The sequence below is a fragment of the Klebsiella sp. K-3 genome (assembly GCF_051207495.1).
In the GTDB taxonomy this organism is placed as follows: Bacteria; Pseudomonadota; Gammaproteobacteria; order Enterobacterales; family Enterobacteriaceae; genus Klebsiella; species Klebsiella aerogenes.
Genome location: NZ_JBPNXF010000007.1, coordinates 143,211 through 168,507 on the forward strand (window position 1 = coordinate 143,211; position 25,297 = coordinate 168,507).

Annotated in this window: 28 protein-coding genes; 18 read left to right on the plus strand and 10 right to left on the minus strand. The window is 53.1% G+C overall.

Annotation, left to right across the window (positions count from 1 at the left end):
* Positions 1-115: 115 nt before the first annotated feature.
* Positions 116-667, minus strand: a complete 552-nt coding sequence (locus ACSEMK_RS13000; RefSeq protein ID WP_316424103.1) for an NAD(P)H nitroreductase — start codon at positions 665-667, stop codon at positions 116-118.
* A 164-nt stretch (positions 668-831) separates the two neighbouring features.
* Between ACSEMK_RS13000 and sppA the strand changes: the two genes are divergently transcribed.
* From sppA to ACSEMK_RS13020, 4 genes are all read left to right on the plus strand, one after another.
* On the plus strand, positions 832-2,685 hold the full coding sequence (gene sppA, locus ACSEMK_RS13005; RefSeq protein WP_087859327.1) for a signal peptide peptidase SppA: 1,854 nt from the start codon (positions 832-834) through the stop codon (positions 2,683-2,685).
* Positions 2,686-2,825: 140 nt separating this feature from the next.
* On the plus strand, positions 2,826-3,842 hold the full coding sequence (gene ansA, locus ACSEMK_RS13010; RefSeq protein ID WP_045393280.1) for an asparaginase: 1,017 nt from the start codon (positions 2,826-2,828) through the stop codon (positions 3,840-3,842).
* A gap of 10 nt (positions 3,843-3,852) precedes the next feature.
* Entirely contained in the window at positions 3,853-4,494 is a 642-nt protein-coding gene (gene pncA, locus ACSEMK_RS13015; protein WP_213795006.1) for a bifunctional nicotinamidase/pyrazinamidase, read from the plus strand.
* A 368-nt stretch (positions 4,495-4,862) separates the two neighbouring features.
* Positions 4,863-6,119 (plus strand): glycoside hydrolase family 18 protein, encoded by a 1,257-nt coding sequence (locus ACSEMK_RS13020; protein WP_308959101.1) that lies wholly within the window; start codon positions 4,863-4,865, stop codon positions 6,117-6,119.
* Positions 6,120-6,198: 79 nt separating this feature from the next.
* On the opposite strand, the gene ACSEMK_RS13025 is transcribed toward ACSEMK_RS13020, so the two are convergent.
* Together ACSEMK_RS13025 and msrB are read right to left on the minus strand one after the other, a co-directional pair.
* Complete coding sequence (locus ACSEMK_RS13025) at positions 6,199-6,477, minus strand: YeaC family protein (RefSeq protein WP_015366149.1); 279 nt, start codon at positions 6,475-6,477, stop codon at positions 6,199-6,201.
* Positions 6,478-6,518: 41 nt separating this feature from the next.
* On the minus strand, positions 6,519-6,932 hold the full coding sequence (gene msrB / locus ACSEMK_RS13030; RefSeq protein ID WP_045393286.1) for a peptide-methionine (R)-S-oxide reductase MsrB: 414 nt from the start codon (positions 6,930-6,932) through the stop codon (positions 6,519-6,521).
* 338 nt (positions 6,933-7,270) lie between these two features.
* Between msrB and gapA the strand changes: the two genes are divergently transcribed.
* Together gapA and ACSEMK_RS13040 are read left to right on the plus strand one after the other, a co-directional pair.
* Positions 7,271-8,266, plus strand: a complete 996-nt coding sequence (gapA, locus tag ACSEMK_RS13035; RefSeq protein ID WP_004203784.1) for a glyceraldehyde-3-phosphate dehydrogenase — start codon at positions 7,271-7,273, stop codon at positions 8,264-8,266.
* 71 nt (positions 8,267-8,337) lie between these two features.
* Positions 8,338-9,222 (plus strand): D-hexose-6-phosphate mutarotase, encoded by an 885-nt coding sequence (locus tag ACSEMK_RS13040; protein WP_087859325.1) that lies wholly within the window; start codon positions 8,338-8,340, stop codon positions 9,220-9,222.
* Positions 9,223-9,449: 227 nt separating this feature from the next.
* Here the strand turns inward: ACSEMK_RS13040 and ACSEMK_RS13045 are convergent, their stop codons facing one another.
* On the minus strand, positions 9,450-10,196 hold the full coding sequence (locus tag ACSEMK_RS13045; protein WP_087859324.1) for a MipA/OmpV family protein: 747 nt from the start codon (positions 10,194-10,196) through the stop codon (positions 9,450-9,452).
* Positions 10,197-10,623: 427 nt separating this feature from the next.
* On the opposite strand from ACSEMK_RS13045, the gene yeaG reads away from it, so the two are divergent.
* From yeaG to ACSEMK_RS13075, 6 genes are all read left to right on the plus strand, one after another.
* Positions 10,624-12,558: a protein kinase YeaG gene (gene yeaG, locus ACSEMK_RS13050; protein WP_015366145.1), complete on the plus strand. Its 1,935-nt coding sequence runs from the start codon at positions 10,624-10,626 to the stop codon at positions 12,556-12,558.
* A 117-nt stretch (positions 12,559-12,675) separates the two neighbouring features.
* Positions 12,676-13,959 carry a YeaH/YhbH family protein gene (locus ACSEMK_RS13055; protein WP_087859323.1) on the plus strand — a complete coding sequence of 428 codons (1,284 nt, stop codon included), beginning with the start codon at positions 12,676-12,678 and terminating at the stop codon, positions 13,957-13,959.
* A 642-nt stretch (positions 13,960-14,601) separates the two neighbouring features.
* A complete protein-coding gene (ymcF, locus tag ACSEMK_RS13060; RefSeq protein WP_087859322.1) occupies positions 14,602-14,820 on the plus strand; it encodes a cold shock small protein YmcF in 219 nt (72 codons plus the stop codon).
* 205 nt (positions 14,821-15,025) lie between these two features.
* Positions 15,026-16,513, plus strand: coding sequence for a diguanylate cyclase DgcJ (gene dgcJ, locus ACSEMK_RS13065; RefSeq protein WP_271032359.1), 1,488 nt, complete (start codon positions 15,026-15,028; stop codon positions 16,511-16,513).
* Positions 16,514-16,576: 63 nt separating this feature from the next.
* Entirely contained in the window at positions 16,577-17,077 is a 501-nt protein-coding gene (locus tag ACSEMK_RS13070; RefSeq protein WP_308958960.1) for a YbaK/prolyl-tRNA synthetase associated domain-containing protein, read from the plus strand.
* 138 nt (positions 17,078-17,215) lie between these two features.
* Positions 17,216-17,662: a DUF441 domain-containing protein gene (locus tag ACSEMK_RS13075; protein WP_045393296.1), complete on the plus strand. Its 447-nt coding sequence runs from the start codon at positions 17,216-17,218 to the stop codon at positions 17,660-17,662.
* On the opposite strand, the gene ACSEMK_RS13080 is transcribed toward ACSEMK_RS13075, so the two are convergent.
* A complete protein-coding gene (locus ACSEMK_RS13080; RefSeq protein WP_162750167.1) occupies positions 17,646-18,440 on the minus strand; it encodes an AraC family transcriptional regulator in 795 nt (264 codons plus the stop codon). The genes ACSEMK_RS13075 and ACSEMK_RS13080 overlap by 17 nt on opposite strands.
* Before the next feature lie 97 nt (positions 18,441-18,537).
* Between ACSEMK_RS13080 and ACSEMK_RS13085 the strand changes: the two genes are divergently transcribed.
* Positions 18,538-19,719, plus strand: a complete 1,182-nt coding sequence (locus ACSEMK_RS13085) for a CynX/NimT family MFS transporter (RefSeq protein ID WP_087859318.1) — start codon at positions 18,538-18,540, stop codon at positions 19,717-19,719.
* Between the two features lie 33 nt (positions 19,720-19,752).
* On the opposite strand, the gene ACSEMK_RS13090 is transcribed toward ACSEMK_RS13085, so the two are convergent.
* On the minus strand, positions 19,753-20,445 hold the full coding sequence (locus tag ACSEMK_RS13090; protein WP_113373626.1) for a CTP synthase C-terminal region-related (seleno)protein: 693 nt from the start codon (positions 20,443-20,445) through the stop codon (positions 19,753-19,755).
* 140 nt (positions 20,446-20,585) lie between these two features.
* On the opposite strand from ACSEMK_RS13090, the gene ACSEMK_RS13095 reads away from it, so the two are divergent.
* Positions 20,586-20,933: a DUF488 domain-containing protein gene (locus tag ACSEMK_RS13095; RefSeq protein ID WP_087859627.1), complete on the plus strand. Its 348-nt coding sequence runs from the start codon at positions 20,586-20,588 to the stop codon at positions 20,931-20,933.
* A gap of 10 nt (positions 20,934-20,943) precedes the next feature.
* On the opposite strand, the gene ACSEMK_RS13100 is transcribed toward ACSEMK_RS13095, so the two are convergent.
* On the minus strand, positions 20,944-21,192 hold the full coding sequence (locus ACSEMK_RS13100) for a putative hemolysin (protein WP_015366135.1): 249 nt from the start codon (positions 21,190-21,192) through the stop codon (positions 20,944-20,946).
* A gap of 292 nt (positions 21,193-21,484) precedes the next feature.
* Here ACSEMK_RS13100 and ACSEMK_RS13105 point away from each other — a divergent pair, with 292 nt between their 5' ends.
* From ACSEMK_RS13105 to ACSEMK_RS13120, 4 genes are all read left to right on the plus strand, one after another.
* Positions 21,485-22,507, plus strand: coding sequence for a sensor domain-containing diguanylate cyclase (locus ACSEMK_RS13105; protein WP_271032357.1), 1,023 nt, complete (start codon positions 21,485-21,487; stop codon positions 22,505-22,507).
* Between the two features lie 47 nt (positions 22,508-22,554).
* Positions 22,555-22,659, plus strand: a complete 105-nt coding sequence (locus tag ACSEMK_RS13110) for a YoaK family small membrane protein (protein ID WP_045374857.1) — start codon at positions 22,555-22,557, stop codon at positions 22,657-22,659.
* Entirely contained in the window at positions 22,656-22,730 is a 75-nt protein-coding gene (gene yoaJ / locus ACSEMK_RS13115) for a protein YoaJ (protein WP_100279139.1), read from the plus strand. Before ACSEMK_RS13110 ends, yoaJ begins: the two co-directional genes overlap by 4 nt.
* A gap of 133 nt (positions 22,731-22,863) precedes the next feature.
* Complete coding sequence (locus ACSEMK_RS13120) at positions 22,864-22,986, plus strand: hypothetical protein (protein WP_015366133.1); 123 nt, start codon at positions 22,864-22,866, stop codon at positions 22,984-22,986.
* A gap of 46 nt (positions 22,987-23,032) precedes the next feature.
* Here ACSEMK_RS13120 and ACSEMK_RS13125 read toward each other — a convergent pair whose 3' ends face one another.
* The 3 genes from ACSEMK_RS13125 to lpxP form a co-directional block, all read right to left on the minus strand.
* A complete protein-coding gene (locus tag ACSEMK_RS13125) occupies positions 23,033-23,296 on the minus strand; it encodes a DUF2534 family protein (RefSeq protein WP_015366132.1) in 264 nt (87 codons plus the stop codon).
* A gap of 114 nt (positions 23,297-23,410) precedes the next feature.
* A complete protein-coding gene (gene leuE / locus ACSEMK_RS13130) occupies positions 23,411-24,049 on the minus strand; it encodes a leucine efflux protein LeuE (protein WP_087859315.1) in 639 nt (212 codons plus the stop codon).
* A gap of 91 nt (positions 24,050-24,140) precedes the next feature.
* Complete coding sequence (gene lpxP, locus ACSEMK_RS13135; protein ID WP_087859314.1) at positions 24,141-25,055, minus strand: kdo(2)-lipid IV(A) palmitoleoyltransferase; 915 nt, start codon at positions 25,053-25,055, stop codon at positions 24,141-24,143.
* Positions 25,056-25,297: the final 242 nt, after the last annotated feature.

Consider the following 25,297-nt stretch of genomic DNA (forward strand, 5'->3'; position numbering starts at 1 on the left):
GTCATCGCCGTTGAACTCCCGGAGGCGGCGCTTAACGCGCCTTCTCCGGGCTACTAAATCGCACAGCGCTGTAGCCCCGGTAAGCAACAACGCGCCCGGCGGAACAAGCGCTGACTCAGAAGCGCGTGACGAACGGCGCGGTATCCGGACGCGCAAACGTGGTCGATGCTTTTAACTGCGGCGTGCCGAGGTAGAGAAAACCGACAATTTTGTCCTGCTCGCGGCAGCCAAAGCCTTCGCGGACAACCGGACTCTCGGTTAACGCGCCGCTACGCCAGATACCGTTATAGCCCTGCGCCACTGCGGCCATTTGCATCGCCATCACCGCACATCCTGCGGACATTTCCTGTTCCCACAGCGGTACCTTCGGATGTTCTTCACAGCGTGCGACCACCGCGATAATCAGCGGTGCGCGGAACGGCGCATTACGTGCTTTTTCAATGGCTTTTTCATCCTGCCCGGCGGCCATCGCCCCTTTTTCCAGCAGTTGGCTAAAGCGTTCGCGGCCATCATCGGCAATAATAAAGAACCGCCACGGCTGTAACGTGCCGTGATCCGGCGCGCGCATCCCCGCGTGAAGGATATTTTCCAGCTGTTCGCCAGCCGGAGCCGGGTCGGTCAGGCGCGACGCGCTGCGGCGATTTATCAGTAGTTCGAGAGCATCCATCTGTGTAACTCCTGTGATGTCATTTTGCATAAAATTAACATGCGCATGGATTTTGTTACAGCCCGATGGGTGATTCCTGCTGACAAGCGTCGGCACTCTCTTTAGGATAGCCAGACGCGGCAGCCCCTGCGGCTGACCCATCATCAAAATATTAGGGAGAATACATGCGAACCCTTTGGCGATTTCTTGCCGGATTTTTTAAATGGACATGGCGAATACTCAATTTCATTCGCCAATTCGCGCTGAACCTGGTGTTCCTGGCACTGGTGCTGATTTGCGTCGGCATCTGGGCGCAGTTTAGCAGCAGCACCGCGGAACATACCGCGCGCGGCGCGCTGCTGATGAACATCACCGGCGTGGTCGTTGATAAACCTTCCGCCAGCAGCAAACTGGGAGTCATCGGCCGCCAGCTGTTCGGCGCCAGTTCCGATCGTCTGCAGGAGAACTCGCTGTTCGATATCGTACAGACGATTCGCCAGGCGAAAGACGACCGTAATATCACCGGTATCGTACTGGATCTGAAAAACTTCGTCGGCGGCGATCAGCCCTCAATGCAGTACATCGGTAAAGCGCTACGCGAGTTCCGCGACAGCGGTAAACCGGTATATGCCGTCGGCAGCAGCTACACCCAGGGGCAATACTACCTGGCGAGCTTCGCCAATAAAATTTGGCTCTCGCCGCAGGGTGAAGTCGACCTGCACGGCTTTGCCACCAACGGTCTGTACTACAAATCGCTGCTGGATAAACTGAAAGTCTCGACCCACGTTTTCCGCGTCGGTACCTACAAATCCGCCGTCGAGCCGTTTATTCGCGACGACATGTCGCCGGCTGCGCGTGAAGCGGACAGCCGTTGGATTGGCGAACTGTGGCAGAACTATCTCAACACTATTGCCGCTAACCGCCAGATCACCGCGCAGCAGCTGTTCCCCGGCGCTCAGGGCGTGATCGACGGCCTGCGTAAAGTCGATGGCGATACCGCGAAATACGCGCTGGATAACAAGCTGGTCGACGAGCTGGCCACTTCGACGGAAGTGGAAAAAGCGCTGACTAAGCAGTTTGGCTGGAGCAAAGCGGATAACAACTATCGCGCCATTAGCTACTACGATTACAACGTCAAAGCGCCTGCTGAACAGGGTTCAGCGGTAGCGGTTATCTTTGCGAACGGCGCCATCATGGATGGTGAAGAAACGCCGGGTAACGTCGGCGGCGACACCACCGCGGCGCAAATCCGCGACGCGCGCCTGGATCCGAAAGTGAAAGCGATCGTTCTGCGCGTCAACAGCCCTGGCGGCAGCGTCAGCGCCTCGGAAGTGATTCGCGAAGAGCTGGCGGCGGCGAAAGCGGCGGGTAAACCGGTGGTGGTCTCAATGGGCGGCATGGCGGCATCCGGCGGTTACTGGATCTCCACCCCGGCGGATTACATCGTGGCGAACCCGAGCACCCTCACCGGCTCCATCGGTATCTTCGGCGTGATTAACACGGTGGAAAATACGCTCGGTTCAATTGGCGTCCATACCGATGGCGTCGCCACCTCGCCGCTGGCCGATGTCTCGACCACCAAATCGTTGCCGCCGGAAGTTCAGCAGCTGATCCAGATGAGCATCGAGAACGGTTATAAGCGCTTTATCACTCTGGTCGCCAACGCGCGTAAGAGCACGCCGGAGAAGATTGACCAAATCGCACAAGGCCACGTCTGGACCGGTGAAGACGCCAAAGCCAACGGCCTGGTAGATAGCCTCGGCGATTTCGACGACGCGGTGGCGAAAGCCGCGGAGCTGGCGAAACTGAAACAGTGGCATATCACCTGGTATCAGGAAGAACCAACGTTCTTCGCGATGGTGATGGATAGTCTGACCGGTTCGGTGCGCGCTGCTCTGCCGGCCGCGATTCAGGCATATCTGCCTGCGCCGGTTGCGGCTGCAGCAGACGTTGTGAAAACGGAAAGCGATAAACTGGCGGCATTTAACGATCCGCAGAACCGCTATGCCTTCTGTCTGACCTGCGCCAATATTCGTTAATTCCCCGTCTGCCCCCACAGTGGGGCAGCGTTTCAACGACATTAAATTCAAGCGCTTCTCTGCAACTCCCAGGGTTAGCGCTTTATTTTTTTGCCTGCCACTTTATACTGCGCCTGTTCACGTCCAACCTAAGCGATGCTATGCAAAAGAAATCGATTTACGTTGCCTACACCGGTGGGACCATCGGTATGCAGCGCTCCGATCACGGTTATATCCCCGTTTCCGGCCACCTGCAGCGCCAGCTAGCGCTGATGCCCGAGTTCCACCGTCCGGAGATGCCGGACTTCACTATTCATGAATATGCGCCGTTAATGGACTCGTCTGATATGACGCCGGAAGACTGGCAGCATATCGCTGACGACATTCGCGACCACTACGACCAGTACGATGGTTTTGTTATCCTGCACGGCACCGATACCATGGCCTTCACCGCTTCGGCGCTGTCGTTCATGCTGGAGAACTTAGGTAAGCCGGTCATTGTGACAGGGTCACAAATCCCGCTAGCCGAGCTGCGTTCCGATGGGCAAATCAACTTGCTCAATGCGCTGTACGTCGCCGCCAACTATCCCATCAACGAAGTTTCGCTGTTCTTCAATAATCGTCTGTATCGCGGCAACCGCACGACCAAGGCCCACGCAGACGGTTTTGATGCCTTTGCTTCGCCAAACCTGGCGCCGCTGCTGGAAGCCGGCATCCATATCCGCCGTCTCGGTACCCCGCCGGCGCCGCACGGAAATGGCGAGTTGATCGTCCACCCGATTACGCCGCAGCCTATCGGCGTGGTTACTATCTATCCTGGGATTTCTGCCGATGTGGTGCGTAATTTCCTGCGTCAGCCGGTGAAAGCGCTGATCCTGCGCTCCTATGGCGTAGGCAATGCGCCGCAGAACGGCGAGTTTATTCAGGTCCTGGCGGAAGCCAGCCAGCGCGGCATTGTGGTGGTGAACCTGACGCAATGCATGTCGGGTAAGGTGAATATGGGTGGCTATGCCACGGGCAACGCGCTGGCGCAGGCCGGAGTCATTAGCGGTTTTGATATGACCGTGGAAGCGACGCTGACCAAGCTACACTATCTGCTCAGTCAGAACCTTGATGGTGCGGCCATTCGAAACGCCATGCAGCAAAACCTGCGCGGCGAATTGACCCCCGATGAGTAAGGAGCAAGCCATGAGCCACCGCGCGCTGCTATTGGTCGACCTGCAAAACGATTTCTGCGCCGGCGGCGCACTCGCCGTCCCCGATGGCGACAGCACCATTGATATCGCAAATCAGCTGATCGACTGGAGTCTGGCGCGCGGCGACGCCATCATCGCAAGCCAGGACTGGCATCCGGCCAACCATGGTAGCTTTGCCAGTCAGCATCAGGCCGAGCCCTATGCCCAGGGAGAGCTCGATGGCCTGCCGCAGACTTTCTGGCCGGATCACTGCGTGCAGCATAGCGATGGCGCCGCGCTGCACCCGTTACTGAAACAGCAGGCCATCAACGCCGTGTTTCATAAAGGGCAAAACCCGGCAATCGACAGCTACAGCGCGTTTTTCGACAACGGTCACCGGCAGAAAACAGAACTGGATGGCTGGCTACGCGCGCACGGCGTGACGGAGCTGAACATTCTCGGCCTCGCGACGGATTACTGCGTTAAATTTACCGTGCTCGATGCGCTGGATTTGGGCTACACCGTTAACGTTATCACCGACGGCTGTCGCGGCGTCAACCTGCAGCCGCAGGACAGCGCCGTTGCCTTTATGGAAATGGCCGCCGCCGGAGCCACGCTCTACACCCTCGATGACTGGCTGGAAACTCAGCCCTGACCTCACGCCCGGCGCACCTCACGCCGGGCGGTATTTACCGCCTCGTTAACCTCGATAAATTGAGCTGTCTCGCAGTTTCCCCGGATAAGGGCTGATACTGTGGACAGGCTGTTTTTTCGCCACGCCATTTCCGTGGCGTGTGCTTATTTATACCCTAAATAATTCAAGTTGTAGAAAGGCGGCAAGGGCGCGACAAATTCGTCAGGAACGAATTTGACCAGCCAAAGGCTGGCCTTCGGTGAGGGACAAGGATGTCCCTCATTAATCCCCAGGAGCATAGATAACTATGTGACTGGGGTGAGTGCACGCTGCCAACGCATCTGCAGCTTGAAGTATGACGGGTATATCATTGTCAAAGAGGAACTCCGATGAAACTTTTGCCCTTGCTGGCAGCATTCCCCCTGCTCTGCGCCTCTGTCGTTTCCGCGCAATCTTACATGTCGGTCGGCTACTTTAACGGCGGCGGCGACGTCACCGCAGGCCCCGGCGGCGATATCGACAAGCTTGATGTCCGACAAATAACCCACCTTAATTACTCGTTCGGCCTTATCTACAACGATGAAAAAGACGAGACCAACGACGCGCTGAAAGATCCTGACCATCTCCATCAAATCTGGCTGTCGCCGAAAGTACAGGCGGATTTACAAAAACTGCCGGCGCTACGTCAGCAAAACCCGGATCTAAAAGTCCTGCTCTCCGTCGGCGGCTGGGGCGCGCGTGGATTTTCCGGCGCGGCGGCCACGCCGGAAAGCCGGGCGGTGTTTATCCGTTCGGTCCAGCAGGTCATTAACCAGTATGGCCTTGATGGCATCGACCTTGACTGGGAGTTTCCGGTTAACGGCGCCTGGGGATTGGTGGCCAGCCAGCCGGCGGATCGCGATAACTTTACCGCGTTGCTTAAAGAACTGCGTGCCGCCGTCGGCACAAAGAAACTGGTGACCATCGCCGTGGGCGCTAATGTTGAAAGTCCAAAAAGCTGGGTCGACGTGAAAGCGGTCGCCCCGCAGCTGGATTACATCAATCTGATGACCTACGACATGGCCTACGGCACGCAATATTTTAACTCAAATCTCTATGACTCCCGCCACTGGCCGACCGTAGCCGCAGCGGATAAATACAGCGCCGATTTTGTGGTGAATAACTATCTGGCAGCGGGTCTGAAACCAAGTCAGCTGAATCTCGGGATTGGTTTCTATGGCCGGGTCCCGAAACGTGCCGTCGAGCCAGGGATTGACTGGAGTAAGCCAGACGCGCAGAAAAACCCGGCTACCCAACCTTACTTCGGGGCGCAGCAAATCGAGTTGTTTAAATCGCTGGGTTATGACCTGAGCAAAGATACCTATGTGAAATACAACGATATTGTTGCCAAACTGCTCAACGATCCGCAGAAACGCTTTACTGAGCACTGGGATGACGAAGCGAAGGTGCCGTGGTTATCGGTAAATTCTGCCGATGGCAAAGCGCTGTTCGCCCTGTCCTACGAGAACCCTCGTTCGGTGGCGATCAAAGCCGATTACATCAAGAGCAAAGGGTTAGCAGGCGGTATGTTCTGGGAGTATGGCGCTGATGATAAAAACCAGCTTGCCCGCCAGTTGGCCGAGTCGTTAGGCATTAAGACGCAATAAAGCATGAGCCCCGGAAGCCCTGCGCAACCGGGGTGACATGAAGAGCCGCCCGGCTAGACCGGGCGCTCAGTACGGCAGGTTACTGCGGTTTGAACGTTGCAATCGGCTTCGGCACGATACCGAAATCCTCTTTCAATTGCTGTTTACTCTTCATCACCATCTGACCGTTGGTGTCGATGGTCATGTGCTGCGCATCCGTGTTGTTGCGCGCCTGCCACAACATCACCAGCTGCATGCTGTTTTCTTTTTGTTCCGGGGTCAGCGCAACGCCGTCCGGCCATTTTCCTAACTCCACCGCGGTGGCTAAACGTTGGTACAGTTCCGGCGTCATACTGGCAATAATTTGCTCGATATCCATCATCTGCTCATCCGTCTTGGAATAATTTGCTGAATCGTTTCTTAGCCTTTAGTTCGTTCGCCGTTTTGGTCATCGGTGAAGCTTAAAGAGGCCGAATTGACGCAAAAACGCTCGCCGGTCGGCTGCGGGCCATCCGGGAAGACATGCCCCAGGTGCGCATCGCAATTGCCGCAGCGAATTTCCGTACGCTGCATCCCGTGCGAGTAATCATTGAGATAACGAATCGCGTCGTCGCTCACCGGCTCATAGAAGCTCGGCCAGCCACAGCCGGAGTCATACTTGGATTGTGAGTGAAACAGCGGCGCATCGCAGACCAGGCAGTGGTAGATGCCGTCTTTTTTATTATGTAGCAGCCGTCCGGTAAACGGCGGTTCGGTACCGTGATTCTGCGTCACATAAAACTGCATCTCGCTCAATTCTTGTTTGAGCTCGTCAGGAGATGGTTTATTAGCCATGTGATTACTTCTCGCTTTGAAAGGGCAACTTTACCCGTCGATTCTAACAAAACATTAACAATGAAACCTGTACTTTTGTTCTAAACTTATCCGATGCCATCAGGCAGCCAGATAATTGTGATGCTAATCACATTTTTATCTTATATGACCTTTAAAATTCCGGACGCAGTCCCCATATGGAATTGGGCTCAAAGGGAGAGTGAGGCAAATCAATCGCGCAAAGGTCTGCTCAGGATTGATTTGTCGCAATGATTGACACGATTCCGCTTGACGCTGCGTAAGGTTTTTGTAATTTTACAGGCAACCTTTTATTCACTAACAAATAGCTGGTGGAATATATGACTATCAAAGTAGGTATCAACGGTTTTGGCCGTATCGGTCGCATTGTTTTCCGTGCTGCTCAGAAACGTTCTGACATCGAGATCGTTGCAATCAACGACCTGTTAGACGCAGAGTACATGGCTTACATGCTGAAGTATGACTCCACTCACGGTCGTTTCGACGGCACCGTTGAAGTGAAAGACGGTCATCTGGTCGTTAACGGTAAAAAAATCCGTGTTACCGCTGAACGTGACCCGGCTAACCTGAAATGGGACGAAGTTGGTGTTGACGTTGTTGCTGAAGCAACCGGTATCTTCCTGACCGACGAAACCGCTCGTAAACACATCACCGCTGGCGCGAAAAAAGTCGTTCTGACTGGCCCGTCCAAAGACAACACTCCGATGTTCGTTCGCGGCGCTAACTTCGACACTTACGCAGGCCAGGACATCGTTTCTAACGCATCCTGCACCACCAACTGCCTGGCTCCGCTGGCTAAAGTCATCAACGACAACTTCGGTATCGTTGAAGGCCTGATGACTACCGTTCACGCGACTACCGCCACTCAGAAAACCGTTGATGGCCCGTCTCACAAAGACTGGCGCGGCGGCCGCGGCGCAGCTCAGAACATCATCCCGTCCTCTACCGGCGCTGCTAAAGCGGTAGGTAAAGTACTGCCAGAACTGAACGGCAAACTGACCGGTATGGCGTTCCGCGTTCCGACTCCGAACGTATCCGTTGTTGACCTGACCGTTCGTCTGGAAAAAGCAGCGTCCTACGAAGAAATCAAGAAAGCAATCAAAGCGGCTTCTGAAGGCGCAATGAAAGGCGTTCTGGGTTACACCGAAGACGACGTTGTATCTACCGATTTCAACGGCGAAGTTTGCACTTCCGTGTTCGATGCTAAAGCTGGTATCGCACTGAACGACAACTTCGTGAAACTGGTTTCCTGGTACGACAACGAAACTGGTTACTCCAACAAAGTTCTGGACCTGATTGCTCACATCTCCAAATAAGTTGAGATGAATAAGTAATCAATAAGAGCGGCTTCGGTCGCTCTTTTTTTTGCCTGAAAGAGGATGGCGTAATGATTAATAAAATTTTTGCTCTCCCGGTGATTGAACAACTTTCTCCTGCATTCTCCCGCCGTAAGCTGGACGATCTTGAACTTATCGTCGTTGACCACCCGCAGGTAAAAGCTTCCGTCGCCCTACAGGGCGCTCACCTGCTCTCCTGGCAGCCGGCCGGTGAAGAAGAAGTTTTGTGGTTAAGCAACAATACCCCATTTAAAAACGGCGTCGCCCTGCGCGGCGGCGTACCAATCTGCTGGCCATGGTTCGGCCCGTCAGCGCAGCAGGGGCTACCGTCGCACGGTTTCGCACGCAACCTGCCGTGGGCGCTAAAATGCCAGGACGAAGATGAAAACGGCGTGATGCTGACCTTCGAACTGCAGAGCAGTGACGAAACCCGCAAATACTGGCCGCACGACTTTACGCTGTATGCGCGCTTCAAGCTGGGTAAGACCTGCGAGATCGAACTGGAAGCCCACGGCGAGTTTGAAACCACATCCGCCCTGCACACCTACTTCAACGTTGGCGATATCGCGGCGGTGAAAGTTAGCGGCCTTGGCGACCGCTATGTTGATAAAGTGCTGAATGCCGAAGAAGGCGTGCTGAAAGACGGCATCCAGACCTTCCCGGACCGCACCGACCGCGTTTATCTGAATGCCGAAGCGTGCAGCGTGATTCATGATGACGTGCTGAAGCGCAACATCGACGTGATCCATCGCCATCACGGTAACGTCGTTGCCTGGAACCCGGGCCCGGCGCTTTCCGTCAGCATGGGTGATATGCCGGATGACGGCTACAAAACTTTCGTGTGCGTGGAAACCTGCTGCGTTACCGCGCCGCAGAAAGCCAGCGAAGAGAAACCCACTCGCCTGGCGCAGACCATTCGCGTTGTGAAGCGTTAAGACCGACAAGCGTCTGGCGTGAGCGGATGGCGCTTCGCTTATCCGGCCTACTTAACACCGTGTTTTCCAGGCGACAGTGGGCTCGACCCGTAGGCTGGGTAAGGCGTAGCCGCCACCCGGCATAATCGCGAATTGTCGTGGGAGGTCGCCACTTCCGCACCACCGTATAGCAAAACAGGGCATAACGCCCTGTTTTGATGCATAAAAAAGTCTGTGGAAGTGCACTATCAGAAGGAGTAGGTGATCCCCGTCGAAATCAGGCCGCTCCAGGATTTGTCCACCATCGGGCTATCGGTGATTTCGTCAGACAGACGAGTGTAACGGGCAATACCGTAAACGCTCCAGTCGCCGAGGAAACGATAGTTCGCCGCCAGCTCCAGATACGGGTTCCAGCTGCTGTCAGGATCGTAGCTGCGCATGCCGCTACGATTCGACTCATGCTTCGAGACGCCGTAGTAGTATTCGTTTTGATTGTCGCTGTTCCACTCCACGCCAATACCCGGCGTCAGGGTCAGGTTGCCGTTGGTATAACGATACAGCCATGCCAAATCCCAGGTGATGCCGTTGCTGTTGTCCAGCGTATCGCCGGCCAGCGTCGTACGCAGGAATCCGTACTGAGTGTTATGAACGTAGCTTAAACCCGCCATCATGGTGGATTTGCGGCGATCCAGCTTGCGCATCTGCGAATTGTCGCTGTCGCCCGGCTTGAAATACATTGGCGACCAGTAAGCGGTCACGGACAGTTTGTCGTTGGTATCATTCCACAGGTAGTAGCCACCACCCAAACCGTGGAACCAGAAGTTTTCACTTTCATAACTAATGACAGGTACTGGGTAAACATCTGCATCATATTGTTTATAAGGATGCTCGACGACGCCCACGCCGGCCCCCAGCGTTAACTTCCCGTCAGCGTGCACTGCGCTAGCTGACGTCGCGATGAACACACCCAGTGCCAGAAGTTTGATTTTAGTCACGATCCATATTCCTGTTGTCAAATAATTAGCGCGTGCAGTTTAACGTCGTAGAGGTCATGCCTCAAATGCTTTACTTGCTCTTACACTAAACCGAACAATTTCCCACTGCTTAATGACCGCCCTTTTGCGACTTCATGACAGATTAATGAAAGGCTTTGGCAAGATATGCGAAAAATTGCCTGGTTTCCGGATGAGTTATTGATATGTCATTGAAATTGAGTTTTAGCGGCATGCAAGTTTTCTAAATGCATCTACGCTTAAATTTAGAAGGTGTAGTCGCAGAGCACGTTATCCAAATCGCTTCTGTAACCTGGCACGAGGGTTGCTGATAAGTAAAGGATGTCGTTCAGCCTGCTCCTTCCGGGGGCCCCTACTATTCATATGAACGGCTCTCAACCTGTGCTAAAAAACGAAAGGACGGCATGCCATGAATATATTCGATCACTATCGCCAGCGCTATGAAGCTGCCAAGGACGAAGAGTTCACACTGCAGGAGTTTCTTACCATCTGCCGGCAAGATCGCAGTGCTTATGCCAACGCGGCAGAGCGGCTATTGACGGCCATTGGTGAACCAGTCATGGTCGATACGGCCCTGGAGCCGCGGCTGTCCCGCCTCTTTTCAAACCGGGTTGTCGCACGCTATCCGGCGTTTGAAGAGTTCTATGGTATGGAAGATGCCATCGAGCAGATTGTTTCCTATCTGAAACATGCTGCGCAGGGTCTGGAAGAGAAAAAACAGATTCTGTATTTGCTGGGGCCGGTCGGCGGCGGTAAATCCTCGCTGGCGGAACGTCTGAAATCGCTGATGCAGCGAGTGCCAATCTACGTGCTGAGCGCCAACGGCGAACGCAGCCCGGTCAACGATCATCCGCTGTGCCTGTTTAACCCGCAGGAGGACGCGCAGATCCTCAATAAAGAATACGGCATTCCTAACCGTTATCTCGGCACAATAATGTCGCCGTGGGCGGCTAAACGCCTGCACGAGTTCGGCGGTGATATCACTAAATTCCGCGTCGTGAAAGTGTGGCCGTCAATCCTCGAACAGATTGCCATCGCCAAAACGGAACCCGGTGATGAAAATAACCAGGACATTTCGGCGCTGGTGGGGAAAGTGGATATCCGTAAACTGGAACACTATGCGCAAAACGATCCGGATGCCTATGGTTACTCCGGCGCGCTGTGCCGCGCCAACCAGGGGATCATGGAATTCGTCGAGATGTTTAAAGCGCCGATTAAAGTATTGCACCCCCTGCTGACGGCGACCCAGGAAGGCAACTATAACGGAACCGAGGGTATCTCCGCCCTGCCGTTCAACGGTATTATCCTCGCGCACTCCAACGAATCCGAGTGGGTGACCTTCCGTAATAACAAAAACAACGAGGCGTTCCTTGACCGTGTCTATATCGTCAAAGTGCCTTATTGCTTGCGCATCTCGGAAGAGATCCGTATTTATGAAAAATTGTTGAATAACAGTGAGCTGACCCATGCGCCATGCGCCCCTGGAACGCTCGAAACGCTGTCGCGCTTCTCAATCCTGTCGCGCCTGAAAGAGCCGGAAAACTCGAGCATCTACTCGAAGATGCGCGTCTATGACGGCGAAAGCTTGAAAGATACCGATCCGAAAGCGAAATCCTACCAGGAGTATCGTGATTACGCCGGCGTTGACGAAGGGATGAACGGTCTCTCTACCCGTTTTGCCTTTAAAATTCTCTCAAGGGTGTTTAACTTCGATCATGCCGAAGTGGCGGCTAACCCGGTCCATCTGTTCTACGTACTGGAACAGCAAATCGAACGCGAACAGTTCCCGCAGGAGCAGGCCGAACGTTATCTGGAATTCCTCAAAGGCTATCTGATCCCGAAATACGCCGAGTTTATCGGTAAAGAGATCCAGACTGCTTATCTTGAGTCTTATTCCGAATATGGACAGAACATTTTTGACAGATATGTCACTTATGCGGATTTCTGGATTCAGGATCAGGAGTACCGCGATCCGGATACCGGGCAACTGTTCGACCGTGAGTCGCTGAATTCGGAACTGGAGAAAATCGAGAAACCCGCCGGGATCAGCAACCCGAAAGATTTCCGTAACGAAATCGTCAACTTCGTGCTGCGCGCCAGAGCGAATAACAGCGGACGTAATCCGAACTGGACCAGCTATGAGAAACTGCGCACGGTTATTGAGAAGAAAATGTTCTCCAATACCGAGGAGCTGTTGCCGGTCATTTCGTTCAATGCCAAAACGTCTACCGACGAGCAGAAAAAACACGATGACTTTGTCGATCGCATGATGGAAAAAGGCTATACCCGTAAACAGGTGCGCCTGCTGTGCGAATGGTACCTGCGGGTACGTAAATCGTCCTGATAGCGACAAACCCGGTAGCCGCGGCTGCCGGGTTTCTGCACCACTGCTCGTATAACGAAAGACATATACCCTAAGCAACATCAGGGTACAGTTGGCAAATGCAGTACAGGAGGGCATATGACCTGGTTCATAGACCGACGCCTGAACGGGAAGAACAAAAGCGCTGTCAATCGTCAGCGCTTTCTGCGCCGTTACAAGGCGCAGATAAAGCAGTCGATCTCCGAAGCCATCAATAAACGTTCGGTGACCGATATCGACAGCGGTGAATCCGTCTCCATTCCGACGGACGATATTAACGAGCCAATGTTTCATCAGGGGCGCGGCGGGCTACGTAATCGCGTCCATCCCGGCAACGATCACTTTGTGCAGAACGACCGCATTGAACGCCCACAGGGCGGCGGCGGTGGAGGCGGCGGTGGTCAGGGGCAAGCCAGCGCCGATGGCGAGGGCCAGGATGAATTCGTCTTTCAGATTTCCAAAGATGAATATCTTGACCTGCTGTTTGAAGATCTGGCCCTTCCCAACCTGAAGAAAAACCAGCAACGCCAGTTGAACGAGTTCAAAACCCATCGTGCGGGTTTTACCGCCAACGGCGTGCCGGCCAATATCAGCGTGGTGCGTTCATTACAGAATTCGCTGGCGCGGCGAACCGCGATGACCGCCGGTAAGCGGCGCGAACTGCGGGCATTGGAAGACTGTCTCGATACCATTGCCAAAAGCGAACCAGCGCAGCTGCTGGAAGAGGAGCGGCTACGTAAAGAGATTGCGGAACTGCGGGCTAAAATTGAGCGCGTGCCGTTTATCGACACGTTTGATTTACGCTATAAAAACTATGAGAAACGACCGGAGCCTTCAAGCCAGGCGGTGATGTTCTGCCTGATGGATGTTTCTGGTTCAATGGACCAGTCCACAAAAGACATGGCGAAACGTTTTTACATTCTGCTGTATTTGTTCCTCAGCCGGACCTATAAAAACGTTGAAGTGGTCTATATCCGCCACCACACCCAGGCGAAAGAGGTGGATGAACATGAGTTTTTCTATTCCCAGGAGACCGGCGGCACGATTGTTTCAAGCGCCCTGAAGTTGATGGATGAGGTTGTTAAAGCCCGCTATGACCCGGCGCAGTGGAATATTTACGCCGCGCAGGCGTCGGATGGCGATAACTGGGCAGACGACTCGCCGCTGTGTCATGAACTGCTGGCGAAGAAAATACTGCCGGTGGTTCGTTACTACAGCTATATCGAAATCACCCGCCGCGCCCACCAGACTCTGTGGCGCGAGTATGAACATCTGCAGGCAACATTTGAGAATTTTGCTATGCAGCATATTCGCGATCAGGAAGATATTTACCCGGTGTTCCGCGAACTGTTCCATAAACAAGGCACCACCAGCAATACTTAGCCTCATCAATCAGCCAGATAAATACCCATTCTGGCTGATTTTTCTGTACCACAAACACATAAATAGCCAGGTTCAGGCTCCGCTCATTTACATTTAGATAATTACCGAATTAATCCTTTACGCATTGGGCCTCTGGATGGCTAAAATAAATGTTGCACTATTTTTTCTACTATGCGTTAATGGCTACGTCGATTTGAAAGACAGAAAGATATTACCCAAGCAGTTACTCACACCTCCAGGCGCTATCGCTGATACCACCTTTCCTGAGTCTCTCCAATAGTATTAAGATTCTTCTGCAAATCAAATCCTGTATGCTTTGATACATTAAAAAACTGGATAGAAGATGACTAATAAGAGTAATGGCTTAGTAAGACGGTTAAACGCCGGCTAAATTTGATGCGAACTTCTGATTTACGATAACGATGACGGCTTTGACCTGAGTAGATAAATAAGAAGCATCTCATTCAAATCACCACAAAATGGCATAAATTGATAACATAATTTGTCAGACATGCTATTTTTAGTAGTAACATTAAAGATATTTCCGTTTTGAAGCTCAGCTCACCAGAAACTTTACGTATTTATAATCTGTGGATGAGTGACAAAATGTAAAAAAACATAATAATATAAAAGGATAAAATTATGATTAACAATATTCATTTCCGATGCCCGTGCTGCCATGGGTCACAGTACAGAACCTCACATTTTGATGTGAGCGAAAAAAATCCCTTCGGCGCGAAATGCATTTTTTGTAAATCCGACATGGTGACTTTTGACAATATCGAATCTATCGATGTTTATCAGCCTGTCATGTCACAGCTCGCCGGAAGTGGCAAAATGTTTGCTTCCGCCGCCTCATGAGTGGCCTTAGGCCAGTCCTGCGCACTCTTCAGACACGCGTCATGAAGAGTGCCGCTTTTTAGTCCAGCCTGCCTTGCCCTATTCTCCACTCCTGAACTATCTGTCAGCATAGTTTTCTGACCAGCCGTTCGTTCACCCACGCTCTGGTAGCCAGTTTATCCACTATGATAAAATCAGCTAAACGAGTAGGACGAATGCAAACATCATGAAATTACAGAATAAATTACTGCGACATGTTATTTCCGCAGGCGTCGTGGTGTTGACGTCTTCATTTCTCGTATACGAATTAATCGCTACCCATCGCGATATGTCAGGCTATATGCGATACATCATAGAAAAAGGAGAATCGACCTTTCTCTATGATAAGTATCAGAATCAACTCATCATCTCTCAGTTTCTGCGCAAGCTGGATACTCCCCCAAACCAAACAGAGTTAGAACAGGTCTGTAATAGCGTACAACACAACGGGGATGTCAGTGGTTTGAATATCGCCGGCTATACCTATCCCCAATTGCATGGCACCCTAAGCGCCGCACATGCCGACTGCGGCAAATGGCGTGGCGATATTCCTGCGCTCCAGGCATTCGATCGCGCGGTTGCCAGAAATGATAGCTGGCAGCCAGAGGTTCCTGCGACGCTCAAATCAGAAAAACGCTTTCGCTATTACATAGATCTGGTAAATAAATACATCTACTTTTATGCGCCCGTCAGAATTAAAAGCAATCCGATACAGAACTGGAATTTTCTTCAGGACAGTAAACTGGGTATTAGCCAGGCCAGCCTTGATGGTTTAGAACAGGGTCGTTCGCTCATCTCGACCGTGTATGTTGATGCGATGACGGGAAAGAATATTTTATCGTTTTTAACGCCAGTGTATTTCAAGGATAAACTCAAAGGCGTAGTGATGGTCGATGTGACCGCGCAAGAGATTGAGGCCTTGTTATACACCAGCGACCGACCTTTGGTGTGGCGCTATCTGGATATTACCTTGAAGGACTCCGATACCGGCGCGCTCATTGAGGTACATAATAGTAAAACACATCTGTTGAATTACGCCCATTACACCCATCAGGTAGCAGAAAACTTACGGATAACCTTATCTCTTGATATTATGTATTTTCTGCTCAGCTCGTGGAAACTCTTCCTGTTTTATTTACTCTCAACCGCCGCGTTACTGCACCTGGTGCGGGTTCATTTCCGCCACTACAACTCGGTGTCGAAAGAGAATATCAGCGATACCATGACCGGCCTTTATAATCGTAAGATCCTTACCCCGATGCTGGAATCACGCCTGCAACGACTTACCGCGCAAGGGGTTAACGTCGTTACAATGGCCCTTGACTGCGATGGACTGAAAAAGATCAACGATACCTGGGGGCATAACGCCGGCGACGAAGCGATTATTCTTCTGGCGCAGGCTATTTCCGCTTCTATTCGCAGCAGCGATTATGGCGTGCGCTTAGGAGGCGATGAGTTCTTTCTAATTCTGATCGATTATCCGGAAGATGAAGCGGAAAATATCCCGGCGAGGATCCGGCAATATCTGGCGATTCATGACCATCAACAGCGCGTCGATTTCTCCTGGGGAGCGGAACATCTCGCGCCAGAACACTCACTCGGTGAAGCAATGAAAGCAGCCGATGCGCGCCTGTATATAAACAAAAAGCAGAAAAAAATCCCCGGCATTCGCTGATAAGTTTTCATTGCCGCCGCGCGGAGTTAAGCTTGCCCTTTTCAGCAGAGGAACCATCGCAATATGCAATCGCCAGAGACAGCCGACATACACCAGCGGTTATGCCGCCTCCTTGATGAGCAGCAGGCTCGCTATCGGGTCATGGAACATGAAGCCGTTGGCAAATGTGAAGCCGTATCAGCAATCCGCGGTACCGCGTTGGGACAGGGCGCCAAAGCGCTGGTCTGTACAGTGAAAGGTAATGGGATAAACCAGCACGTACTGGCTATCCTTGCCGCCGATCAGCAGGCCGATTTATCCCGTCTGGCGCAGCATATTGGCGGCAGTAAAGCGTCGCTCGCCAGCCCGGCGGAGGTCGATGCTCTTACCGCCTGCGTATTTGGCGCCATTCCGCCCTTTAGCTTTCACCCTAAGCTAAAACTGGTCGCCGACCCGATGCTGTTCGAACGTTTTACCGAGATAGCCTTTAATGCCGGCCTGCTGGAAAAATCGATCATTATGAATACCGACGACTATCTGCGTATCGCCCGCCCTGAGCTGGCAGCGTTCCGTCGCGTCATTTAGCACATCGCCAGTGTGCGACAAGATTCGCGGGCGGCGCTGGTAGACTGATTTGCAGTAAATAAATTAAAAGCCTGTTTATTCACGCGATTATGCGTAGAGTAAGCAGGTTTCTTTTTTATTTTGGCAAGGACCTCTGGAATGTTCGATACAACCCTGTTTATCTTGCTGGGGCTGGCGGCGCTCGGCTTTATCAGTCATAACACCACGGTCGCTATCTCAATACTGGTGCTCATCATCGTGCGGGTGACGCCGCTTAATGTTTTCTTTCCCTGGATTGAAAAGCAGGGGCTGACCATCGGTATCATCATTTTGACCATCGGCGTGATGGCTCCCATCGCCAGCGGAACGCTACCGCCCTCAACGCTGATCCACTCTTTTGTGAACTGGAAGTCACTGCTGGCGATTGCCGTGGGCGTGTTCGTCTCGTGGCTCGGCGGACGTGGCGTCGCGCTAATGGGTTCGCAGCCTCAGCTGGTCGCCGGGCTGCTGGTGGGTACCGTACTGGGCGTTGCGCTGTTTCGCGGTGTCCCGGTCGGGCCGCTTATCGCCGCCGGCATTATTTCGCTTTTTATCGGAAAGGCTTAGATAAACTGGCGTGGTAGCGGCCAGGCGTTTGCCCTAATCCTTTTTTAAACATGGTGATAAAGGCGGTTGTTGAATCATAACCGAGCGTCTGGGCGGTTTGCTGTACCGTCTGTCCGCGCACCAGCATCTGCAGCGCCAGGATCAGCTGCAGCTGGTGCCGCCAGCGGCGAAAGCTAAGCCCGGTCTCCCGCACCACCAGCCGTGCCAGATTGCGTTCGCTCATGGCGAACGCCGCCGCCCACTGCGAGAGCGTCTGCCAGTGCGCCGGATCGCGGGCCATGGTGTCGGCCATCCGGCGGATCTTCGGATGTCCTGAAACCGGCAGCTGCAGATGTTCCTGCGGTTGTTGCGGTAGCTCATCAAATAATACCTGCACCAGGCGCTGCGTAGGCGACGTGTCAAGCGCCTCCCTGCCGCGTTCGGCAAGGGTCATAATCAACTCTCGCACCAGCGGTGAGATTTTTAACGTGCAGCAATGCTCAGGCATCGGCGCCGCCCCCGGCTCAATGAACAAAAAGCACACCTGCGCTCCTGGCGTTGCGCGATTGCTGTGCGGGAGTTGACCCGGTACCCACACCGCATACAGCGGCGGCACCATCCACATGGCGTTATCCACTTCGCAGGTTAAAGCGCCGTGCAACGCGAGGATCAGCTGACCTTTGCGGTGCTGATGACGCGGAATAAACTGCTCGTCGTCCACCACCTGAATGCGAAACGCCAGCGCCGCTTCATGGCCGCTATCTGGTTCATAGCCGTCTAAACCCAGTCCAATCATCAAATTGTCCGATATTAGCGATAATCTGTCATTTTAGCTTGATTCAAACAGCCGTTAAACAGGCTATTGTTACGACCCTGTTTATTAGTCTGAGAATGTTATGAGTCCTGTTTCTTCCTCTGCCAACGGCAACAAACTGCTGCTGATTGTCGGAATTTTATTTATCGCCGCCACGCTACGGGTAACTTTCACCGGTATCGCCCCACTGCTGGATGCGATACGCGCTGAATACCAACTGACGACGGCGCAAACCGGGCTGCTCACGACCCTGCCGCTGCTGGCCTTCGGGCTGGTCTCTCCGCTGGCGGCCGGCGTCGCCCGCCGTTTCGGCATTGAGCGTAGCCTGCTGCTGGCGATGGTGATTATTTGCCTCGGGATCGGATTACGTTCCCTCCCCTCAGCAGCCTGGCTATATATCGGTACAGCGCTCATTGGCTGCGGCATCGCGCTGGGTAACGTGCTGTTGCCAGGGTTAATTAAGCGTGATTTTTCCGGCCATGTCGCCCGGATGACCGGCGCCTACTCCATTACCATGGGCGCGGCGGCGGCGGCAGGTTCCGCGATGGTGGTGCCGCTGGCGCTGGCGGGGTTTGGCTGGCGCGGCGCGCTGCTGCTACTGATGGTTTTCCCACTGCTGGCGCTATTACTCTGGCTGCCGCAGGCCCGTCGTCAGGCTTCCACGCCGATGACCGGATCGGGCGCTGCGCACAATCGGGGGATCTGGCGTTCGGCGCTGGCCTGGCAGGTCACGCTGTTCCTTGGGATTAATTCACTGGTCTATTACGTTATCGTTGGTTGGCTGCCCGCAATCCTGCAGAGTATGGGCTATAGCGAAGCGCAGGCTGGCTCGCTACATGGCCTGCTGCAGCTGGCAACCGCCGCGCCAGGCCTGGCCATCCCGCTGGTACTCCACAGGCTAAAAGATCAGCGCGGCATCGCCGTTCTGGTAGCCTTAATGTGCGTGGTAAGCACGCTGGGATTGTGGTTACTGCCCGGTCAGGCGGTGATCTGGACATTGATTTTTGGCTTCGGATCCGGCGCCACCATGATCCTTGGCCTGACGTTTATTGGTCTACGCGCCAGCTCAGCGCATCAGGCCGCGGCGCTTTCCGGCATGGCGCAGACTATTGGTTATCTGCTGGCCGCCTGCGGACCGCCGCTCATCGGTAAAATCCATGATGCTTACGGCGACTGGCATATACCGTTAATTATCGTCGCACTCATCGCAGTGGTCATGGCGCTGTTCGGCGCCCTTGCCGGCAGGGCGCGGGAAATTCATTAATCACAAGAGTCGGCAGCCAGGGCTGCCGATTTTTTATTGCCGAGCCGCGTGCAGGAAAGCCTGTACCAGCGGCGCCGGACGCCCTTCCAGCGCGTTGCGCTCGTGCTGGAACAGCGTGGCGACGAAGAACGGATGGGTGGTTAACTCCACGGCGCGGATCTCGCCGTTCTCATCCCACCCGGTTACCCGCAGCGCGCCCTGCTCCAGTTCATGGGCAAAGCTTTCGGCAATACCGTAGTTACAATGATATCCCTCTTCAATGCTGTCCCGGCCATAAGCGCGGGCGATCAGCGTGTTCGCGCGCAGTTCGATAGCATCTGATTTTTCCACCAGCGAACAGCTTAATGGCGCAATGACCATTCGCCCTTCGCTATCGGTTTCGGCGTGCGCCGCATCCTGCCATCCCATAACATTACGGGCATATTCGATAATCGCGTGCTGGAAACCGCCGCAGGTGCCGAGGAACGGAATGCTATTTTCGCGGGCATAGCGAATGGCGATGAATGCGCCATCGGCGTTTTTATACGGGCTGGCGGGAACCACCCAGATGGCGTCATAATCGGTGAGCTGGTCTGCGCTGACAATCTCGCTGGTGGCTAACCAGTCATAGCTCACCGGTTGTTCCAGGACCGCGGCAGCATCATCAATAGCCAGCGGAATAGCCTTATGGGCAATCACGTCAGGGTTGTAATCGCCAACAAGGGCAATGCGCAAAGGGGTGTTCATAGCAGGATCCTTATGTCTGAGGATTATCGGGCAACACAAGGAACCTCAGATTAGCGATATCATTCGCGGAACACAATGGTTATTTAGCGGTGCGCTGCACGGGCTTGCCGCCAGAATGACATAACGACGGGAGAATAATGATGATTCAATGTAAACGCGTTTATGACCCTACAGAGGCCAGCGACGGTTACCGCGTGCTGGTCGATCGCCTGTGGCCACGGGGGATAAAAAAAGAGGATTTGCATTATGACGAATGGTGTAAAAGCCTGACGCCTTCCAGCGATTTACGCAAGGCTCTGCACGGAGAAGCGATTGACTTCTCTCACTTCCGCCAGCAGTACCGCGAAGAACTGGAAACCCATCGCGATGAAGGTCTACGGCTCGCCAAATTGGCCAACCAGCAGCCATTAACCCTGCTCTATGCGGCAAAAGATACGCAACAAAATCATGCGCTGGTGCTGGCGGAGTGGCTGAAGAGCTTAATTTAGCGGCGGCGAATTATTTCTTCGCCGGATGATCGCGCCGCCACAGTTCCCATTCATCAAGCGTTTCGCCACTGGGAAGTTTACAGTCGGTGCGTACGCCCTGAGGCGTCTGGACCGGAACCTGCTTACCGCCCTTCTGGTCGCAATAGACGGCGGCCGGATTGGCCATACCGATCGAATTTGGCGGCGGCGGCGCATCAGGCTGTTGTGACTGAGCGCAGCCCGCTAGCATCAGCGGCAACATCATTACTATCCACTTCATAATTACTCCTGTTTTATTCAAAGCGACCTTTCGCCCTGAATCTCCACGGTTTCTCCATTTTAACTACACTTTTGCCCTTTAGAGTAGCGCTCGTTCTCGAATTGACCAGAGAACAGATCATTCCATAATCAATGAGTTTTGCCCCATCGCCCCCGATGGGGCTTTTTTTTACCGTCGCGATAGCAGATATCCCCCTGCTAAATGTGATACATTCGTTATAAATTTGTTTGTTATTAGCTGTTCGCTGCGCCAGCTCGCAGTACTGCGCTAACCTCCGGGGGCCGTTTCATTCATGTCAGACTTCATTCTTGCCCGCGTCTCACAGACGCTTGCTACCGAACGAACGCTCGAAACGTTGGTGCGACAACTGCTGGAAATGCTGGAGCTGGTGACTCGTATGGAGTCCACCTATCTGACACGGATTGATTTAGAAGCGCAGCGCCAGTTAGTCATGTATGCCCACAACAGCAGCGAAATGCAGATCCCGGAAGGCTTTTCCGTTCCCTGGGACGAGTCGCTCTGCAAACGCGCAATCGATGATAACTGTATATTTTGCAACGAGGTTGGCCAACGCTGGCGCTCCTGCACCGCCGCGCAGGAACTCGGGATCGCCACGTTCTTTAGTATTCCTGTCCATCTTGCCGATGGTTCGTTATATGGTACGTTGTGCGCCACCAGCCGCGTCAAACAGCCCTATAATCTTGAAGGTGAGCAGGTAATGATCCTGTTCGCCAGCCTGATCTCCCATTACGTGGAGAAAGAGACGCTGGTTCAGCAGCTGCGCAGCGCGAATGCGGCGCTGGAGATGCACTCCTATACCGATGAGCTGACCGGTCTGGCTAACCGCCGCGCGTTGTTTAAACATCTTAAAACGCTGTTTACTCAAGCTCGCGCCCAGCAGCGCAGGCTCCTGCTTATTTTTATCGACCTCGACGATTTTAAAGCGATTAACGATAAACTGGGCCACCCCTGCGGCGACAGTTTTCTCATCCAGATAGGTGAACGATTAAGTGCCAACGTACGTAACGAAGATACCGTTGGCCGCCTCGGCGGCGATGAATTTTTAATCATCGGCCCGGCGCTTGAATCATCTGAGCAGGAGGCATTTATTGCCCACCTACGCCAGCAGCTTACCGGGCGTTACCGTCTGGCCGGACACGGTATAGAATACCCTGGCGCCAGCTTTGGAGTGATCGAAGTCGATCCGCAAAATATGGACGTTGAGCAGGCGCTGCGCGCAGCGGATGAAGCCATGTATCACGACAAAAACTCACGCCGCAAGCTGACCATTTTCGATATTGACCAGAAAGCATAACTTTCCAGTATGATAGATAACATAACGTTAAGAGACAGGAACTAAGCATGAAATTGGGTATTCTTTTTCCGGTGGTGATTTTCATCGTCGCCGTGGTCTTTCTGGGCTGGTTTTTTGTTGGCGGCTATGCGGCGCCAGGGGGGGCATCATGAAAAAGACGACCATCATTATGATTATCGTCGCCATCGTGGTGGTTGCCGGCACCGAATTGGGCTGGTGGTAATCTCAATTTTTCCCGCCGCCCCGCTATTGCAGAGTTGTCTTATCTACTCAATAAGTTAGGACGATACACTCATTTCATCAGCCGCTTCGCTGTATTTATGCAGCAAAGCGGGCATTAACTGGAGAAGTGAGTAATGAAAAAACCGATGGTGTTACCGTTGATTATTGCGCTGTGCACGCTGTTATCGGGATGTATCGTGGATGATGGTTACCATCATCGGCACCACCACCATCATCATCATGATCGAGGATGGTGACAGACGGGATCACGCAAAAGGCGAACTAGTGTTCGCCTTGTTGCTTTTAGTCCTGACGGTCAGAGCCTAAAAACAGAAAGCCCAGCGGGATAGCAAATAATACGGTGAACACGGTACTGTAAACCATCACCATCGCGCCTTGCAGGAAGAACATCGAGGTTGTCCACTCCGAGTACGGCATGTTGTACTCGCTCACCACGCCACCGAACGTTGCGCGGCCCACGACGGCAAGCGCAATAGCAAATACCGTCGCCATCGACAACAGAAACTTCTTGCCGTTTTTATTACTGAGGATTTTTTGCAGAATCATCCGGGTTCCCTTCTCTGTGAGCGATAATCGGCTGTATATGTAACACCAATGCAATAAAAATTGAAGGGTTTTTGTTACAACACAGCGATTATCGCTGGCAAACCGATTCCGGGATCAGGACTGCAGCGTCGCAAGGCGTGCGGCAAAGCCAACAAAGACCAGGCCGATCAGGCTGTTGCCCAATTTCGCCAGTTTCTTTTTGGTTTTCACATAGCGCGTAACAAACGAGCCAGACAGGATAAGGAAGCTCATGTAGACAAAGCTAATGATCTCCAGCGTCAGCGCCAGGATAAAGAACGCGACGCCCGGCGATGTCGCATTAACGTCAATGAACTGGACGAAAAAAGAGACATAGAAAAGGATCGCTTTCGGGTTGGTCAGGCTCAGGGTTAACGAGCGTTTGAGGATCGCGCTCCCCGGCTCAGCATCGGCGGCATCATGCCCCTCGCGCTGTTTAAATACCGAGTAGAGCATTTTAGCGCCCAGCCAAAGCAGATAAATCGCGCCAAGATAGCGCACAATATTAAACAGCACCGGCGTCGTTTTGATAAGCGTCGCAACGCCAGCAAATGCCAGGAACATCAGAACCGCGTCGCCGATAAACACGCCGGCGGCGGCAAGGTATCCTTTCTTAACGCCGTGCGCGATACCGGTTTTCAGTACAAAAAAGGTATTGGGACCAGGTACGAGAATGATAAAAATAGCCCCGACCAGGTAGGTCAGATAATTCAAAACACCAAACTCAGCGAACACGCTGCACTCCTTCGCTTTCAACAAAAAGTATGATCCGGCTCACGTTAACGCAACTGCGGTCATTTTGAAAGCGTGGAGCGCAACTGTGGTACTAATATACCGAAGTTTCGCCAAGCGGGCGGGTTTTGAACCGGCGATGCACCCACAGGTACTGCTCCGGCGCACGCAGAATTTCGCGTTCAATGACCTTGTTGATATAGCTGGCGGCAATCTGTTTATCTTCGCCGGGATAATCATTCATAACTTCACTGATATGCAGGCTGTAGCCTTTACGATCCAGCTTGCGCACCATACTGATACTCAGCATTTTCGAACCGGAGAGGCGCGACAACACCCAAGTACCATTAGTCGTCGCCGCCTGTGGTACCGAGAAGAACGGCGCAAAAACGCTGCCCTTCGGGCCGTAATCCTGATCCGGCGCAAACCACACCGCCTCACCGGATTTCAACGCATGTACCAGCCCGGAGAGATTACGACGGTCGATCATCGCTTTATTCGAGCGCAGACGAGCGCGAGTCTGCACCCACTCCATAAGCGGGCTATTGTGCGGGCGATACGTCGCCATCATCGGACGACACAAGCCCATTGCGCGGCCACCCAGCTCCAGTGACATAAAGTGAATGCCAACAACCATCACGCCTTTATCGGCGCTAAGCGCAGCGTTCAGATTAGCGATGCCTTCGACGTCAAACCATTTTTTAACGCGTTCATCGCTCCAGAACCACGCCATACCCGTTTCGATAAGCCCCATGCCGAGGGACATAAAGTTCTCTTCCAGCAGCTTTTCGCGGGCAGCGCTGGACATTTCCGGGAAGCATAGCTCAATGTTACGCCGGGCGATGTGTTCCCGACGTTTCAGAAAGCGACGCGATAGCCGCCCTGCGCTGGTGCCGAGCGTATGTAACACGGGATAAGGGAGTTGGACGATTAACCAAAGAATGGCCAGGCCAAACCAGGTCACCCAATAACGGGGAAGCAATAGATGTTTTTTAAAGGCGCAAGACATGGTTTTTCCTGTAAACATTAAAATATAGGGTAACGCTTAAGGAAAAAACGAGTCCCTTCATCCGTCATTAGGCGATACAGCAAGTCAGACAATAGTAATCCTGGTAAATTCACGGCAGCAAGAAAAAATTACACTTAACGCTAAAATACATAATAGATTCACAGATGTTACAAATTGTAAAGCAGAATTGAGGTCCGTTCATTCATATTCACACTGATAATCATTTTCGCGCTAATGATTTT

Bases quoted from the DNA above. Each gene is read 5' to 3' on its own strand.
- ACSEMK_RS13020 (WP_308959101.1), top strand. From the start codon at position 4,863: ATGAAACTTTTGCCCTTGCTGGCAGCATTCCCCCTGCTCTGCGCCTCT.
- ACSEMK_RS13120 (WP_015366133.1), top strand. From the start codon at position 22,864: ATGAAAAAACCGATGGTGTTACCGTTGATTATTGCGCTGTGCACGCTG.
- dgcJ (WP_271032359.1), top strand. From the start codon at position 15,026: ATGAAATTACAGAATAAATTACTGCGACATGTTATTTCCGCAGGCGTC.
- lpxP (WP_087859314.1), bottom strand. From the start codon at position 25,055: ATGTCTTGCGCCTTTAAAAAACATCTATTGCTTCCCCGTTATTGGGTG.
- ACSEMK_RS13025 (WP_015366149.1), bottom strand. From the start codon at position 6,477: ATGGATATCGAGCAAATTATTGCCAGTATGACGCCGGAACTGTACCAA.
- ACSEMK_RS13075 (WP_045393296.1), top strand. From the start codon at position 17,216: ATGTTCGATACAACCCTGTTTATCTTGCTGGGGCTGGCGGCGCTCGGC.
- yeaG (WP_015366145.1), top strand. From the start codon at position 10,624: ATGAATATATTCGATCACTATCGCCAGCGCTATGAAGCTGCCAAGGAC.
- ACSEMK_RS13110 (WP_045374857.1), top strand. From the start codon at position 22,555: ATGAAATTGGGTATTCTTTTTCCGGTGGTGATTTTCATCGTCGCCGTG.
- ACSEMK_RS13040 (WP_087859325.1), top strand. From the start codon at position 8,338: ATGATTAATAAAATTTTTGCTCTCCCGGTGATTGAACAACTTTCTCCT.
- ansA (WP_045393280.1), top strand. From the start codon at position 2,826: ATGCAAAAGAAATCGATTTACGTTGCCTACACCGGTGGGACCATCGGT.
- ACSEMK_RS13085 (WP_087859318.1), top strand. From the start codon at position 18,538: ATGAGTCCTGTTTCTTCCTCTGCCAACGGCAACAAACTGCTGCTGATT.
- sppA (WP_087859327.1), top strand. From the start codon at position 832: ATGCGAACCCTTTGGCGATTTCTTGCCGGATTTTTTAAATGGACATGG.
- ACSEMK_RS13125 (WP_015366132.1), bottom strand. From the start codon at position 23,296: ATGATTCTGCAAAAAATCCTCAGTAATAAAAACGGCAAGAAGTTTCTG.
- ACSEMK_RS13095 (WP_087859627.1), top strand. From the start codon at position 20,586: ATGATTCAATGTAAACGCGTTTATGACCCTACAGAGGCCAGCGACGGT.
- ACSEMK_RS13070 (WP_308958960.1), top strand. From the start codon at position 16,577: ATGCAATCGCCAGAGACAGCCGACATACACCAGCGGTTATGCCGCCTC.
- ACSEMK_RS13090 (WP_113373626.1), bottom strand. From the start codon at position 20,445: ATGAACACCCCTTTGCGCATTGCCCTTGTTGGCGATTACAACCCTGAC.
- ACSEMK_RS13055 (WP_087859323.1), top strand. From the start codon at position 12,676: ATGACCTGGTTCATAGACCGACGCCTGAACGGGAAGAACAAAAGCGCT.
- pncA (WP_213795006.1), top strand. From the start codon at position 3,853: ATGAGCCACCGCGCGCTGCTATTGGTCGACCTGCAAAACGATTTCTGC.
- ACSEMK_RS13100 (WP_015366135.1), bottom strand. From the start codon at position 21,192: ATGAAGTGGATAGTAATGATGTTGCCGCTGATGCTAGCGGGCTGCGCT.
- msrB (WP_045393286.1), bottom strand. From the start codon at position 6,932: ATGGCTAATAAACCATCTCCTGACGAGCTCAAACAAGAATTGAGCGAG.
- ACSEMK_RS13000 (WP_316424103.1), bottom strand. From the start codon at position 667: ATGGATGCTCTCGAACTACTGATAAATCGCCGCAGCGCGTCGCGCCTG.
- ymcF (WP_087859322.1), top strand. From the start codon at position 14,602: ATGATTAACAATATTCATTTCCGATGCCCGTGCTGCCATGGGTCACAG.
- ACSEMK_RS13105 (WP_271032357.1), top strand. From the start codon at position 21,485: ATGTCAGACTTCATTCTTGCCCGCGTCTCACAGACGCTTGCTACCGAA.
- gapA (WP_004203784.1), top strand. From the start codon at position 7,271: ATGACTATCAAAGTAGGTATCAACGGTTTTGGCCGTATCGGTCGCATT.